This window comes from Pseudoalteromonas sp. ATL1 (assembly GCF_058933015.1).
In genome coordinates, this window is record NZ_JBZYXL010000001.1 from 2759611 (window position 1) to 2775125 (window position 15515).

Below are 15515 nucleotides of genomic sequence, written 5' to 3' on the forward strand. Positions count from 1 at the left end.
TTTTTTATACAGTGTAATAGAGTTTTACATAACTGCCCGTTTTTAATATAAAAAAAGCCAGCTTAACGCTGGCCCTTGTATATTAAAGTGTTTCTTTAAACAGTTTATAAATTCGGCGGTATTCATCTAGCCAACTAGATGGTTGCCTAAAGCCATGTGGTTCAACTGGGTAAATTGCTGTTTCAAAATCTTGCTTTTCAAGCTCAATTAAGCGTTGAACAAGTCTCACTACATCTTGGAAGAACACATTGTCATCAAGCATAGGGGCATTAATTAACAGTTTATTCTTCAAACCCTCAGCAAAATAAATTGGTGAACTACGTTTATAGGCAATAGGATCAATATCAGGATGGTTGAGTATGTTCGCCGTGTAACCCGTATTGTAATATGCCCAATCGGTTACTGGTCGAATAGCTGCACCCGCTTTAAACAAATCAGGCTGAGTAAACAACGCCATGAAGGTCATAAAGCCACCATAAGAACCACCATAAGTACCGACCGCTTGTTCATCAACATTGGTATTCTCAACCATCCATTTGACGCCGTCCGCTAGGTCTTCAATTTCTGGTTTACCCATGTGACGATAAATTGCGGTACGCCAATCTCGACCATAACCTTTTGATGCCCGATAATCCATATCCATCACCACATAGCCTTCGCTAGCAAGTAGTGAGTGGAACATAAATTCTCTGAAATAATATGACCAACCCATATGCACATCTTGCGTATACCCAGCGCCGTGGTTAAAGATAACCGCTTTGCGTTTTTTACCTGTTTCCCCTTCAACATAATCAGCTGGATAATAAACTTTCGCATAAACTGGCTCATCACCATGACTTGATGGCACAGGCACTATCTTAGGCGCGATCAGTTTTTTGTTTAAAAACGCATCAGAGATAGTATTAGTTAAACGCTTTTCTACGCTGTTTGGCTTAACATCAACAACGTATAACTCTTCTGGACTCATAATTTTGGAATGAGTTAGTAGCAGCTTTTGCTCATCAGGACTTAAGCTGTAATCCGTCATGCCATCGAGGTCAGTTAATTGCTCGCGTTCCCCAGTCTGCGTATTGATACGGAAAATTTCATACAGGCCAGGGTGTTCTACATTTGCCTTAAAGTAAATGTGCTTATCGTCTTTTGATAGTGTTAAATCGGAAACAACGTAATTACCTTTGGTTAGCTGGCGTGCTTTACCGCCAAGCGGTTTGGTATAAATATGGCTGTAGCCACTTTGTTCAGACAAATAATACAAAGTATTTGAATTATTTAGCCAACCAAAGTCGTTGTGAGCGTAGTTTACCCAAGCGTCATCGTGCAATCGGTGCTGTGAAACAAGCTTGTTGTTTTCAAAATCTACAGTTGCGATCCATCTGTCTTTGTTATCCCAAGCTTCTAACATGAGCGCAACGTTATCACCCGCTTTGTTCCACTGAACGCGTTGTGCGGAGCTCCAATTAGTAATTAAATTGATATCTCGCGCAGCTTTAACCGATTTATACGTTTCGCCCTTAAGTTGTGCATTTTCTTTTTTAACATCAGCTAACACGTCTTCATCGAAGCCTGGCAGCGAGTCATAACTCAATGTAGTTTGAGTTTGCTTTGCAATATCAATGAAGATAACCTCTGATGAATAGCTTTTTGAGTCAGCAACTTTTCTGCGTGCAGGTACTGATTCAATATGGCCATCCTGACTAACATAGTTAGGCATGATGTCGCCTTGCTCACGCCAAGATCTAGCATCAGCTACCACGACCACCAATTTGTCACCAGCAGGAGAGAGCATAACCTCTTCTATTTGCTTACCTTTGCCCAAATAAAAATGGCTATTTGCAATCGTGTTGTTTTGCGCTTTTAACTGTTTATCGCGCGACTCGCTGTCAGCTTGATTTTTATGCTGTAGCGCAACGAATTCGATTAACTGGTGCTGTTCTTTAGCAATAAACGAGCTAGGATCTTGTAAACCTTTCGGCTTTTCCGATAAATGCAGTTTAACAAGTTCCTGTGAGCGCCCTGTTTCAACGTCGAGTTTAAAAAAGGTATTGCCAACTCGATAAGCAAGCTCACCCGAGGTCAGAAACTGCAAGTTTGACTCTCGATCCGAGCTATGCGTGAGCTGCGAAATTTTGCCGCTAGCAATATTCTTTACAAAAACATTGCCCTCAAAGGTGTAAGCCTGAAACATTCCATCAGATGAATAAATCGCATTGTCAGCACCCAAGGTATGCAATTGGCTTAGCATCACTTTTGATGGGGCTGAGTTTTCGCTTACCATAAAAGTATCACGTAATTCATTGCCACTTTGTTTTTGTTCAAAAATCACAGTTTGACTATCGGCTGACCAAAAAGCCCCTTCTGGTTTTCGGCTGATCCAATCTGGATGAGCCATCGCCTGTTCTAGCGTGATGTTTTCACCGCCAAAATCAATAGGCGTAGCCACAACCGCAGGCGTTGTAGTCTGATTTAGCTCATTTTTTACTGGTTTATTTGAAGATTGGCTAGTTACTTGGCAGCCCGTGAGCAACAAACTTGAGGCAATCGCAAGTGAAAGGATGGATTGTTTGATCATAGCGCTTCTTTTGGTTATTTGTTTTGCTGCAATTAAAGCAAATGAATGTAAAAATATCGATAAAATTAAGACTAATTACCAAGATTTAAGACAAAAAAAAGGCCAGTAAAAGATACTGGCCAAATACTCTCTGCGCTCACATAGTCGTTGATGGACAACGATTATGAAATGAGGCCTATCCGCGCCTCAAAATATAAGACTACGCCTTTCAAAAACAGTTCAATAAAAACTCATTTTATTTAATCAATCCATCCAAAATGAGTAACAGTATGGTTGTGCTAACAATGGCCCATAGTAAGATAGCCATTATAAATGGGCGCCATCCCGTTTGTTTTACAACTGTTTTCGACACTCCGGCACCAATCAAAAACAAGGTAGCAACAAGTAAATGTTTTGCGCCAAAATAAATAGTTTGCCAAACATTTTGAAATTCATTCAGGTAACTATTACACAATGCAGCAAGAAGAAAGCCAAATATGAACAGTGGAATGCTGGCACGCTCTTCACTTTTCCAAAAGACTCCCGCAAGTGCAGTATAAGGTATGATCCACATTGCACGGGTTAACTTTATAGTCGTTGCGATTCCGACTGCCAGCGGGCTAAAAGTGGCCGCTGCAGCAACGACGCTCGACGTATCGTGTATCGCAAGTGCAGCCCACATGGCAAACTGTTGGTCACTCAGCGCGAGCGACTTACCAAGCCATGGAAATAACAATAAACCGACCGCATTGAGTAAAAATACCACCGCCAAGGCAACTGCAATTTCGTGTTGCTTTGCCTTAATCACCGGCGCCATTGCAGCAATCGCACTGCCCCCACAAATCGCTGTGCCAAAAGAGATCAGTACACCAGTATTTTTATTAATACGAAATACTTGTGTGAGGATTTCACCCAAGCCAATAATCGCCGTAATACTCACTATCGTTAAAATAATCGAACTACGCCCAACTTCAATAACATCATGAATATTAACGTTAAAACCTAAGCCGATAACCGCCAGTTTAAGCAGCCACTTACTCATCATATCGCTTGTTGATTGATACGGATTACCAAAAAACCAAACAAACACGATGCCCAACGCGAGTGCAGAAACCGCGTTGACCACCGGCGTTAAACACAGCAAGAATAACGCTAAAAATGCATATTGAATTCGTGTCGTATTCATCATGACAGCAACCTAAGTCAAGGTATAAAAAAGCCGAGCATTGCTCGGCCTATTTCATTAGTTTGCGCGACTTAAACTTCGCCCGGTTTGTTCAACGCCAGGATAGTCAGCTTCCGCAAGTACATCTGACAACTGTACTAAACGCTCGCCTAACTCAACTAGACCGTTTGCTGATACGTTAATGTGACCCATTTTACGTCCAGGCTTAGCGTCTTTTCCATACCAGTGACTGGTTGTGTCTGCGACCTCTAACACAGCTTGGGGAATACTCGCTTGACCTAGTACATTAATCATGGCTGTTGGCCTGAGCAACTCTGTAGAGCCAATTGGCAATCCAGCGACAGCGCGCATATGATTTTCAAACTGACTTACATGGCAACCTTGTTGCGTCCAATGACCAGAGTTATGCACTCGTGGCGCAATTTCATTAACCAACAAAGTACCTTGCACATCAAAAAACTCAATTGCCAACACACCAACATAGTTAAGCTCATTTGCAAGCGCATTAAACGCATCATGGGCTTGTTGTTGAATTGCTGGCTTCGCTTTGCCCGCGACAGACAAGGTCAAAACGCCATTTGTGTGTTGGTTTTCAGTTAATGGATAAACCTTACATTGGCCATTTTTATCACGAACACCGATGATAGATACTTCTCTATCGAATGGGATCATTTGTTCTGCAATGATTGAGTGAGGTAAAGCCTCTGTGCCAGATGACAGAAATTCTGCCATTTCTGACCAAATCTGCTCCACTTCGTCATTGCTTTTAACGCGCCATTGGCCTTTACCGTCATATCCCGCTTGGCAGGTCTTCACGACCAAAGGCATACCTAGGCGTTCAATGGCAGACAAAAAGTGCGCTTTTTCTGTGAGCAATTGGTATGGCGCACAAGCGACTTTAGCTTTGTCTAACAGGGCTTTTTCTTTGGCTCTGTCCCCACCCGTTGCAATGGCTTCAGCACCTGGATAAAACTTACCGCTTTGCGCACATACTTCCAACACGTCGTGAGGAATGTGCTCAAACTCTGCAGTAATAGCTGCGCTTCTAGCAATTGCTTGTTCGAGTGTAAAAGGCGCAACTTCTAGCGTTACCGGATTCAAAACTTTTTGCGTACCCACATCATAAGCGAGCACATGTAAATCAAGATGAGTGGCCGACAAACTCATCATACGAGCAAGTTGCCCTGCCCCTAATACTAGAATATTCATATTACTCAGCTGGATTTGGGTTAGCTAACACTGTTTCTGTTTGTTCTTTACGGAACGCTTCAACTTTTGCAAAAATGTCAGGTTGCTGACAACCTAAAATCTGTGCCGCTAACAATCCAGCATTCGCCGCACCAGCATCACCGATAGCCAACGTACCCACCGCAACACCCTTAGGCATTTGGCAGATAGACAATAATGAATCAACGCCATTCAGTGTTTTTGACTTAACAGGTACACCTAACACTGGCAAGCTGGTAAATGCCGCAGCCATACCCGGTAAATGGGCCGCGCCGCCGGCGCCCGCAATAATCACTTTAATGCCACGCTCAGCCGCACTTGATGCATAATCGGCTAATAATTGAGGAGTACGGTGTGCAGAAACAACTTTTGTTTCGTATTCAATGCCAAATTTGTCCAACATGTCTGCTGCGTGTTGCATAGTAGGCCAATCTGACTTAGAACCCATAATAATGCCAACCGTCATAATCTTTCCTCGGTATTTAAGTTAAACGATACATAAAATAAACGCGTTTTAAGCAATAATTGGGGGACTTAAAACGGCAAAAATTGTGCGCGTAATTATACCTAAGTCCATTTAGGATGTCATTGTTTTGGCTTGATGAGTGAGACCGCTAAACGATGGGAATGGTATATTGAAGGAAACGTTGTGTACGTTTATTGAAAGAAATAACAAAAAACCGCGCATAATGCGCGGTTTTTATCAGCTTATTTAGCTTGTTCTTGCGTTGCTAGATATTCTTCGTATGTACCTCTGAAGTCTATCACCTTACCGTCTTTGATTTCCCAAATACGTGTTGCGAGCGATGAAACAAACTGTCTATCGTGCGACACGAAGAATAACGTGCCTTCAAACTGCTCAAGCGCTAGGTTCAACGCTTCAATAGACTCCATATCCATATGGTTTGTTGGTTCATCCATTAGTAAGATATTATGCTTGTGCATCATAAGCTTACCGAACAACATGCGACCTTGCTCACCACCAGATAGCACTTTTACCGATTTGTTAATGTCGTTTTGAGAGAACAACATACGACCAAGGTAACTACGAACCACTTGTTCATCGTCACCGGCTTGTTGCCATTGCTCCATCCAGCCGAACACATTTTGGTCTTTTTCAAATTCATCAGCATGGTCCTGAGCATAATAACCAATGTTATTATTTTCAGACCATTTAAATTCACCTGACTTAGGCGCTATGCGACCCGCTAGCGTGTGAAGTAACGTGGTTTTACCAACACCGTTCTCACCGATAATTGCAATGCGTTCACCCACTTCAACAAGGCCTTCAAGACCAGAGAATAACAAGTCCTCATAGCCTTGTGATAAATTATTAATTTCTAGCGCATTTCTAAACAGCTGCTTAGACTGTTCAAAACGAATAAACGGTGACTGACGTGAAGATGCTTTCACTTCATCTAGCTGAATTTTGTCAATCTGTTTTGCACGTGATGTCGCTTGCTTCGCTTTTGATGCATTCGCAGAGAATCGAGATACGAACTGCTGAAGCTCAGCTATTTGCGCCTTTTTCTTCGCGTTTTCGCTTAATAATTTTTCACGTGCTTGCGTTGCGGCAAACATGTATTCATCATAATTACCTGGGTAGACACGCAGCTCACCATAATCAATATCGGCCATGTGCGTACACACAGAGTTCAAGAAGTGACGGTCGTGGGAAATAATCAACATCGTACAATCACGCTGATTTAACACATCTTCCAACCATTTGATCGTGTAAATATCCAAGTTGTTGGTTGGTTCGTCCAGCAGCATAATATCTGGGTCAGCAAATAAGACTTGAGCCAATAGCACTCGGAGTTTAAAACCCGGGGCAATTTCAGACATTGGGCCGTAGTGCTGCTCAGTTGGAATACCAACACCGAGTAGTAATTCCCCCGCCTTTGATTCAGCGGAGTAACCATCCATTTCGGCAAACTCGGTTTCCAAGTCAGCCACCTTCATACCATCTTCTTCACTCATTTCTGGTAATGAGTAAATACGATCACGCTCAGCTTTGATGGTCCAAAGTTCTTTATGGCCCATGATCACAGTATCAATTACGCTAAATTGCTCATAGGCAAATTGATCCTGGTTTAGTTTTGCTAATCGGGTATTTGGCGAAACACTCACGTTACCCGTGCTTGGCTCAAGCTCACCACCTAAAATTTTCATGAAGGTTGATTTGCCGCACCCGTTAGCACCGATTAAACCGTAACGGTTACCATCGCCAAATTTAACGGAAATATTTTCAAAAAGTGGTTTTGCACCAAACTGCATGGTGACATTAGCTGCGCTTAAAATAGTGGGCTCCTAGGAACATTGACTAAGCCTAAAAACCCAATTTTAAACTAATCTGACGCGTAACACTACGAAAGTTGTGGCGAAGTTTCCTTGTCATGCTGTTTTGCTAACTCTAAATGATAGAAAAATTGTTTCGGTCCCATTATCAATAAAAGTAAACCGAGACCACCTGGGATCAGTACACATTTAAGCGCTGGGCCCAAAATATAACTGTAGAAAAAAATAAACGGCAAAAACAATATGTAACCTAAGATATTCATAACAACACTCCTTATACCAGCTCAAAATTGAGCACGCTCATTATATTTTATGAGCGTGCTCAATTTCAACCAGTTTTTGCAAACCAATGAGGCGTGCTAAACTCTTTTGCTGTAACTGATTGGAATAAATATGAATAAAAAATCTACAACCAAACAAAAAATTCTTGACGCCAGTTGGGCTCTGTTCAATGACGTTGGCTATGCGCAAACCTCCACCAGACAAATATCACAGCTTGCAGGTGTTGCTACCGGCACAGTTTTTTCTCACTTTCCGACCAAACTCGATATTTTAAAAACCGCGATGCATGATCAAATTGAACAAACCATAGTTAAAGCATCGCAAACTGAAAAAGCACATACCCCTCGCCTGCGTCTGAGGCACTACGCACAGTTCTTATATGCTTTTTATTTAGCCAACCGCGAGTTTAGTAAAGAGTTGCTGGGTGGCATTATTTGGCAACAATCATATTTTGACGCGCAACTAGAGAGTTTTAAGGTAATGTTATTTGAAGGTCAGCCCTATGATTCTCATAAAGCCGACATCATGATGGATTGCTACTTTATGACTTTATTGCATGGATTGAACGATGATAGTTGTAAAGCAGACCAATTGGTTCGATTGCTGAGTAATAAGCTGCAATACATTCAGTAAGATGTGTTCCAATGAAAGATAAATTTAGAACTCAAATGTGTTAAGGTAATCACCACTTGCATCACAACCAAATCCGAGCCGCTCTAGTAAGTGGATTGACGCTGTATTCTCAGGATGAACTACCGCGATAATTTGAACAGTGTTTTTCATTTCAATTAGTTGAGGCATGTGTTTAAACATCGTTTGTAGTGCCTCACGCATTAAGCCCTGTCGCCAATATTGAGGAGAAAGCTCAAAACCAATTTTCACTGCGCCTTTAACATCATCATAATCATACAAGCCCAGACTACCAATGAGTTTGTTTTCTGACACATAAATACCCAGCCTACACCCAGTTCCTAAATAATGTTGTTCTAAGTCAGCTTGTATCATGGCTTTGACTTCTTCGAGGGTGAGCACTGCGCCATAGTCATTGTATTTTGATACTTGTGGATCATTTAAAATTTGCAGTAATGCAGACGTATCTTTGTAGGTGATCGGTTTTAGTTTTAGGCGTGTTGAAACGAACAACGTTGTGGATCTCGATTGGCAATTTGCGAAATTAGTATAAACTAGCGCAGCAAATAAAGTCTAACTTGGAGTTGTAATGTCAGACGAATTTAAAGTTATTCCCCCAACAACCAAAGTTTTTTGCCCAGAACTAGGAGAAGGTTGGACGCTAACGGGTATTACCGGCATCCATGAACAAACCTCAGTCATGTTTAACGGTGTTCGTTACACCATTGCAGCCAAAAAGATTGTTGAAGAATTATTGCCTAACTTTATCGCTAAGCAATCAACACCTTCAAATTAGTCTATTTGCATTACAGGTTAATACCAAACAAGTCAGTTAAAGCCGAGTAAACTTGTAACTTCGCTTTGTCTTCAGAGTATGGTGCTACAGCTAACAGTGGCGCATCTAAACGCTTACGTAAACTTTGTAAGTTTTCATCAAAGTTTGCCATGTTTGGGTCCACTTGATTTGCTACCCAGCCAATGCATTTGATCCCCTGCATTTTTAACACTTGGCTTGTGAGCAAGGCATGATTCAAACAGCCTAGTTTCATACCCACAACAAGAATGACGGGCAACTGCTCTACTTTCACCCAATCATATAGATATTGATTATCGTTTATTGGCAGGGCCCAACCGCCAGCACCTTCTACTAAAGTAAACTCAGCACCTAAAGTTGCCAGTTCACGATACGCAAGGCTCAGTTTTTCAAGCGTGATATCCACCCCAGCTTGTGCTGCTGCAATATGAGGCGCAATGGGTGGCTCAAAACAAAATGGGTTTATTTGTTCGTACTTGCCATGGACCGTAGCACATTCCATCAAGGTCAATGCGTCTTCGTTCACGAGTTGTCCAAACGCTTCTTCAGCGCCTGCGGCAATAGGCTTAAATCCAATTGCAGTGCGTTTATGTTGCGCTAAAAATTTGAGTAGTAACGCACTCACATGCGTTTTACCCACTTCGGTGTCTGTACCGGTTATAAAAAATGCACTCATGGTTTTATTAACTCCAATAAGGCAACTTCATAGCTAACCTTTGCTTTATTATTCTCCAGCGGATAACTATTGAGTAAATGGTTAAATCGCTTTTTTCCCATTAGCCCAACTTGCTTGTTTTCACCGGTTTGAATATGACTCGCGCCGATATGCTTGATTGATTTTAAAGCGTCTTTTGCGCAGTCAAACTCATCTTTTAAACATATTTGCTTAGCCAGTTTCACGTCAAACCCCGCTAGCTGAGCAAATCGCTTGATTTGCTCAAGTGTAAGAAACTGGTTTACATGACATCGAGTGTCAATGGCTTGCCATGCATGAGCGACCTCTTTGAGTGATCCTTCTAGCACTGACGACATCACAACTGTCCCACCTGATTTACAAACCCTATGTAGTTCTTTGAACAGCACTGATGGTGCACTACTCCACTGAATCGCAAAGTTTGAAAACACGGCATCCAAAGAATTGCTTAATAAAGGTAAGCAGTCCATATCTGCGCAAACACGCCAGCTGTTCGATGTACCTTGTTGTAACATGGCATGACTTAAATCGACATGCAACACTTGCTCAGCTTTGAGTTTAAGCGCTGAGTGGTGTAATAACGGGCCAGCCCCTAAATCCAAAATATGTTGATTGCCACCTTTTAATAGCGCAAACAACTTATCCGCTGTCGCCTGTTGAACACGCGCATGTTGTTTGTAACTTTTTGCCGCTTTTGAAAAGCACTGCGCGGTATGCTGTTTATCAGCGGGTTCTAACTCAATTTTAGCTGCCAATGCATTCATAGTACCGCCTTAAGCTGCTCTACCAAGTAGCTAATATCTTGTTGTTGATGCGCTGCAGTCAAAGTAATACGTAACCTTGCGGTGTTAAACGGTACAGTAGGTGGACGAATTGCAGTCAACCAGATCCCTTGTTGCTTCAATTTAGATTGAGCAGACAAGGCATTTTCTGCACTGCCTAATACCACGGGCTGAATTGACGTATCGGAAGGCATCACTGCAATGTTGGCTTCTTGGCACAGCCTTTTAAACTGCGTAATATTGTTACGTAAAGTCTCTCTCTGCTCGTCGGCTTTAATCAACCTTTCCAACTGGAACTGTGCAGCGCTAACCATAATCGGTGACATTGCCGTCGAGTAAATATAATCACGATTAAATTGCAGCATGTAATCTATGAGCGGTTTACTAGCGAGCACGGCAGCACCTTGGGCTGCCATTGCTTTACCAAATGTGATCACTAAAATATCTGGTCGCATTTCTTTACTGAGTGATATAGAACCCAAACCATGTTCCCCAACCACACCAAAACCATGTGCGTCGTCCAACATTAGCCATGCATTGTGTTTTTGTTTTAAAGCATATAATTCAGTTAACGGCGCAGTATCGCCATCCATAGAAAATACACCTTCGCTGACAATAAGCTTATGCGCCGCGTTCGATTTTTCTAAACGCGCACGCAGATGATTCATATCATTATGGTTGAAGCGAATATGTTTAGCGCTACTTTGCAATGCGCCGTCTATCAGGCTGGCGTGGTTAAGCTTATCTTGAAAAATAGCCCCAGATTTACCATGCTCAGAATCGCTGAACAAGGTTTTGAGCACACTCGAATTCGCGCTAAAACCCGTGCTGAACAAAAGCGCACTGTCGTATCCTAATAACTCACACAAGCGAGCTTCGAACGCCTTGTGACATTGTTGATAGCCTGTCACCAACGCAGAACTACGACTGCCAGTGCTGCATCTCATATCGGGTAGAGGCTGCTCCGCAAGTCCTAAGTAATCATTGCTCGCAAAATTGAGATATTCTTTTCCCGCGATACGAATATAGCGTGCACTACTTTGCTCAACACAAACGCGCGTTCTGAGTAGCGCTTGGGATTTGCGCTCACTCAGTGCTTGCTGTAAAAACTCAAACGCCATTAATTTGCTTCGTAAAATAGCTCGGAAGTTGCTTTGTCAGCAATTGCCGAAGACAGCGATGCTTCATACGCTTCGTCAGAGTAATCATGTCTTTCTTCTGGCTTCATGCCTAGCTTTTTAAGTAAGTTCATGTCTGCATCGGCTTCTGGGTTTTCAGTGGTAAGTAGCTTATCACCGTAGAAAATCGAATTAGCGCCGGCAAAGAAACACATTGACTGCATTTGCTCATTCATCGCTGTACGGCCCGCTGATAAGCGTACGTAGCTTTTTGGCATCATGATACGCGCAGTGGCTATGGTGCGAATAAATTCAAAATGGTCTAAGTCTTCAACATCTTCAAGAGGAGTACCTTTGACTTTTACCAACATATTAATAGGCACACTTTCTGGTTGTTGCGGCAAGTTTGCAAGTTGCATCAATAAGCCAAAACGGTCTGCCGCTTGCTCACCCATACCAACAATGCCGCCAGAACACACTTTCATGCCTGCATCGCGCACATTATCGATGGTGTCGAGCCTGTCTTGATAGGTTCTTGTGGTGATGATCTGCTGATAATACTCAGGTGACGTATCTAAGTTATGGTTGTAGTAATCAAGACCTGCGTCCTTTAAAGCATGCGCTTTTTCATTGTCTAACATGCCTAATGTCATACAGGTTTCTAACCCGAGTTCTTTTACTTCACGTACCATCTTCTCAATATAGGGCATATCACGATCTTTAGGATCCGACCATGCTGCGCCCATACAAAAACGAGTAGCGCCCTTTTGTTTAGCTAATCGCGCTTGTTCTACTACTTTTTCCACTTCCATCAAGCGCTCACGCTCAAGGTCTGTTTTATAGTGGCCTGACTGCGGACAATATTTACAATCTTCCGGGCAGGCACCTGTTTTAATCGATAAAAGCGTCGAGATCTGCACTTCATTTGGATTAAAAGACTCACGGTGAACACTAGCAGCTTTAAATAGCAAATCGTTAAACGGCATTTCAAACAATGCTTTTACTTCTTCATAAGTCCAATCGTGACGAACAGTAGTCATATTCTTTTCTCTTTATTGTTTAAATTACTGCTTAAAAATAATGCAGTTAACTCGACGGTGATTGGCTTAGTCTACTTTCTGCTTTACTATTGTCAACGCTTACCAGTTAACACAGGTTTACCAATGAGTGATTTTCAATCAATAGATAAAGATTTCGATAAAAAACATATCTGGCATCCATATACCTCCATGCTAAATCCGTTACCGTCATACGGCGTTACACATACGGACAGTAATAGAATTTATCTCGACACTGGCGAAGAACTCATTGATGGCATGGCATCTTGGTGGAGCGCGATACACGGCTACAATCATCCTAAGCTTGTGAGTACCATTCAAACGCAAGCAGCAACCATGAGCCACATCATGTTTGGCGGGATCACCCATGCGCCAGCAGTAGAACTGTGTAAAAAGCTCGTTAGCATTACCCCCGCTCCACTTGAAAAAGTGTTTTTAGCTGACAGCGGCTCGGTGAGTGTTGAGGTCGCAATCAAAATGGCCTTGCAGTACTGGATAAGTAAAGGCAACAAACATAAAAACAAGTTAATGACCGCGCAAAAAGGCTACCATGGCGATACCTTTGCCGCTATGAGCGTATGCGACCCCATAAATTCAATGCACAGCATGTATCAGGGATTTTTACCTGAGCATATTTTTGTACCTGCGCCAAAAGCAAAATTCAATGAGGACGTTGACCAACAAGAGCTAGACGAACTAGAAAACTATTTCATCGCCCATCATCAGCATGCTGCCGCATTCATTATTGAGCCTATCGTACAAAATGCGGGAGGGATGAATTTTTACAACAGCGCATACTTAGCCAAGCTTCGCGAACTATGTGATAAGTATGAAGTACTACTTATATTAGATGAAATTGCGACAGGCTTCGGCCGTACAGGTAAATTGTTTGCGTGTGAGCATGCCAATATTTCCCCTGACATTATGTGTATTGGTAAAGCACTTACCGGGGGTACTATGACGCTCTCCGCAACACTCACGACTGAAAAAGTCGCCATTGGGATCAGTGAAGGAGAAGCTGGTGTATTAATGCATGGACCAACATTTATGGGAAATCCGCTGGCATGCGCCGCTGCAAATGCCAGTATTGAGCTGTTGTTTGAAAACGATTGGCAGCGCCAAGTCAATGCAATTAATCGAGCCATGAAAACTTCGCTGCAAGCCTGTGATGAGCTTAACGATGTAGTTAATGTCAGAACTTTAGGGGCGATTGGTGTGGTAGAAGTCGACCGGTCCGTTGATGTGGGTAAAATACAAAAGTACTTTATTTCTAAAGGCGTTTGGATAAGACCTTTTGGTAAACTCATCTATATCATGCCGCCTTATATTACCCCGTCGAAAGACATTGAAAAGCTCTCAAAAGTAATATACAAAGCTATCCAGCGACAGCAGTACTAATGCTGTAGCTGGAAAATTGCGCTGTTTTATTAAGTTTTCATGTCAATGTAGCGATTTCTGCAACAACGACCAGAATTGCATTGTGTTTGCTGTTACAATGCATCGCTTTTACAACAGCAAAGAGTAAAAGTATGAGGAATTATGCAGCAAACCGTCAAATTACAGCCTGCTGAAGCTTATCAAGCACCAAGGTTCAAAGTTTATCAACACCGTCAAATCGACAAAATAGAGCAATTAGATAAACTCCCTGAACAATTGCGCTTTGAAATGAAAGTTGTCGCGAATGTGTTTCCTTTTAGAGTTAATAACTTCGTGATTGAGGAACTGATTGATTGGCACAAAGTGCCAAACGATCCGGTTTTTCAGCTTACTTTCCCACAAAGAGGCATGCTCGATGACGAATCTTATGAACAAATGGCGACACTATTGAAAAGTGACCATACGCCTGATGATGTATTCAACTTGGCAACACAATTACGCCAAAAACTAAACCCACACCCTGCTGGGCAAATGGAAAAGAACGTGCCGCAATTTGATGGCCAGCGCGTTGAGGGTATTCAGCACAAATACAAAGAAACCGTACTATTTTTCCCAGCTCAAGGGCAATACTGTCATTCTTATTGTACCTTTTGTTTCCGCTGGGCTCAGTTTGTAGGTAAAGCCTCTAGATTTAACAATAACGACGAAGAGTTACTCCACAATTACTTAGCCGAACATAAAGAAGTCACCGACTTACTGATGACTGGTGGCGATCCTATGGTTATGCGTACAGTTAAGCTACGTAAATATTTGGAAGCATTGAAAGAACCACGCTTTAATCATATTAAAACAATACGTATCGGTACTAAATCACTGACTTTTTGGCCGTTTCGATATGTCACCGATCCCGATGCGAAAGCGTTACTCACTTTATTAAAAGAACTGGTTGATGCGGGTAAACATGTTTCCATCATGGCACACATCAATCACAAGCAAGAATTGCGCACTGATATTACCAGAGAAGCCATTCGCTTGATCCGCAAAACCGGTGCGCAGATCAGGACGCAAGCGCCTTTGCTAAATAATATCAATGTAGATGCGCAAATGTGGTCTCAAATGTGGCAAGAACAAACCCAGCTTGGCATGATCCCGTATTACATGTTCATCGAACGTGATACTGGTGCTAAACGATATTTTGAACTGCCTTTATATCGCACATGGGAAATATTCCGCGATGCGTACAAAAATGTATCAGGGATAAGCCGAACTGTTCGCGGCCCTTCTATGAGTGCAGGCCCTGGTAAAGTAGAGATCTCCGGCGTAACTGAAATCCATGGCGAAAAAGTATTTGCACTGCGATTTATTCAAGCGCGTAACCCTGATTGGGTGCAACGACCATTTTTTGCAAAGTATGATGAAACAGCCACTTGGCTGGATGACTTAAAGCCGGCATTTGGAGAAGAGAAATTCTTCTGGCAGGATGAATACGACGCAATGTAAG

Annotated in this window: 14 protein-coding genes; 4 read left to right on the forward strand and 10 right to left on the reverse strand. The window is 42.4% G+C overall.

The window, feature by feature from the left end; all coding sequences use genetic code 11:
• Nucleotides 1-82: 82 nt before the first annotated feature.
• The 5 genes from AC5FX4_RS12290 to AC5FX4_RS12310 all read right to left on the reverse strand — a co-directional run bounded on the left by AC5FX4_RS12290 (nucleotide 83) and on the right by AC5FX4_RS12310 (nucleotide 7262).
• Nucleotides 83-2569, reverse strand: a complete 2487-nt coding sequence (locus AC5FX4_RS12290) for a S9 family peptidase (protein ID WP_493606673.1) — start codon at nucleotides 2567-2569, stop codon at nucleotides 83-85.
• A 235-nt stretch (nucleotides 2570-2804) separates the two neighbouring features.
• Nucleotides 2805-3737, reverse strand: a complete 933-nt coding sequence (locus AC5FX4_RS12295) for a YeiH family protein (protein WP_493606674.1) — start codon at nucleotides 3735-3737, stop codon at nucleotides 2805-2807.
• Between the two features lie 54 nt (nucleotides 3738-3791).
• Nucleotides 3792-4943 carry a 5-(carboxyamino)imidazole ribonucleotide synthase gene (locus tag AC5FX4_RS12300; RefSeq protein WP_493606675.1) on the reverse strand — a complete coding sequence of 384 codons (1152 nt, stop codon included), beginning with the start codon at nucleotides 4941-4943 and terminating at the stop codon, nucleotides 3792-3794.
• Between the two features lies 1 nt (nucleotide 4944).
• Entirely contained in the window at nucleotides 4945-5427 is a 483-nt protein-coding gene (gene purE / locus AC5FX4_RS12305; RefSeq protein ID WP_493606676.1) for a 5-(carboxyamino)imidazole ribonucleotide mutase, read from the reverse strand.
• Between the two features lie 242 nt (nucleotides 5428-5669).
• Entirely contained in the window at nucleotides 5670-7262 is a 1593-nt protein-coding gene (locus AC5FX4_RS12310; RefSeq protein WP_493607816.1) for an ABC-F family ATPase, read from the reverse strand.
• A gap of 390 nt (nucleotides 7263-7652) precedes the next feature.
• On the opposite strand from AC5FX4_RS12310, the gene AC5FX4_RS12315 reads away from it, so the two are divergent.
• Nucleotides 7653-8174: a TetR/AcrR family transcriptional regulator gene (locus AC5FX4_RS12315; RefSeq protein WP_493606677.1), complete on the forward strand. Its 522-nt coding sequence runs from the start codon at nucleotides 7653-7655 to the stop codon at nucleotides 8172-8174.
• A 24-nt stretch (nucleotides 8175-8198) separates the two neighbouring features.
• Here the strand turns inward: AC5FX4_RS12315 and AC5FX4_RS12320 are convergent, their stop codons facing one another.
• Nucleotides 8199-8684, reverse strand: coding sequence for a GNAT family N-acetyltransferase (locus tag AC5FX4_RS12320; protein ID WP_493606678.1), 486 nt, complete (start codon nucleotides 8682-8684; stop codon nucleotides 8199-8201).
• A 76-nt stretch (nucleotides 8685-8760) separates the two neighbouring features.
• Here AC5FX4_RS12320 and AC5FX4_RS12325 point away from each other — a divergent pair, with 76 nt between their 5' ends.
• Nucleotides 8761-8967, forward strand: a complete 207-nt coding sequence (locus AC5FX4_RS12325; RefSeq protein ID WP_493606679.1) for a hypothetical protein — start codon at nucleotides 8761-8763, stop codon at nucleotides 8965-8967.
• A 10-nt stretch (nucleotides 8968-8977) separates the two neighbouring features.
• Here AC5FX4_RS12325 and bioD read toward each other — a convergent pair whose 3' ends face one another.
• Genes bioD through bioB form a run of 4 tightly spaced genes read right to left on the reverse strand, consistent with a single transcriptional unit; the run spans nucleotide 8978 to nucleotide 12619 of the window.
• The gene (gene bioD / locus AC5FX4_RS12330; RefSeq protein WP_493606680.1) at nucleotides 8978-9661 is read right to left on the reverse strand and encodes a dethiobiotin synthase; all 684 of its coding nucleotides are present in this window, start codon (nucleotides 9659-9661) and stop codon (nucleotides 8978-8980) included.
• Nucleotides 9658-10443 carry a methyltransferase domain-containing protein gene (locus tag AC5FX4_RS12335; protein ID WP_493606681.1) on the reverse strand — a complete coding sequence of 262 codons (786 nt, stop codon included), beginning with the start codon at nucleotides 10441-10443 and terminating at the stop codon, nucleotides 9658-9660. The genes bioD and AC5FX4_RS12335 overlap by 4 nt, the downstream gene beginning before the upstream one ends.
• Nucleotides 10440-11582, reverse strand: a complete 1143-nt coding sequence (locus AC5FX4_RS12340) for an aminotransferase class I/II-fold pyridoxal phosphate-dependent enzyme (RefSeq protein WP_493606682.1) — start codon at nucleotides 11580-11582, stop codon at nucleotides 10440-10442. Before AC5FX4_RS12340 ends, AC5FX4_RS12335 begins: the two co-directional genes overlap by 4 nt.
• Nucleotides 11582-12619 carry a biotin synthase BioB gene (bioB, locus tag AC5FX4_RS12345; RefSeq protein ID WP_493606683.1) on the reverse strand — a complete coding sequence of 346 codons (1038 nt, stop codon included), beginning with the start codon at nucleotides 12617-12619 and terminating at the stop codon, nucleotides 11582-11584. The genes AC5FX4_RS12340 and bioB overlap by 1 nt, the downstream gene beginning before the upstream one ends.
• Nucleotides 12620-12742: 123 nt before the next feature.
• Here bioB and bioA point away from each other — a divergent pair, with 123 nt between their 5' ends.
• Entirely contained in the window at nucleotides 12743-14035 is a 1293-nt protein-coding gene (gene bioA / locus AC5FX4_RS12350) for an adenosylmethionine--8-amino-7-oxononanoate transaminase (protein ID WP_493606684.1), read from the forward strand.
• A 141-nt stretch (nucleotides 14036-14176) separates the two neighbouring features.
• On the forward strand, nucleotides 14177-15514 hold the full coding sequence (locus tag AC5FX4_RS12355) for a KamA family radical SAM protein (RefSeq protein WP_493606685.1): 1338 nt from the start codon (nucleotides 14177-14179) through the stop codon (nucleotides 15512-15514).
• Nucleotide 15515: the final 1 nt, after the last annotated feature.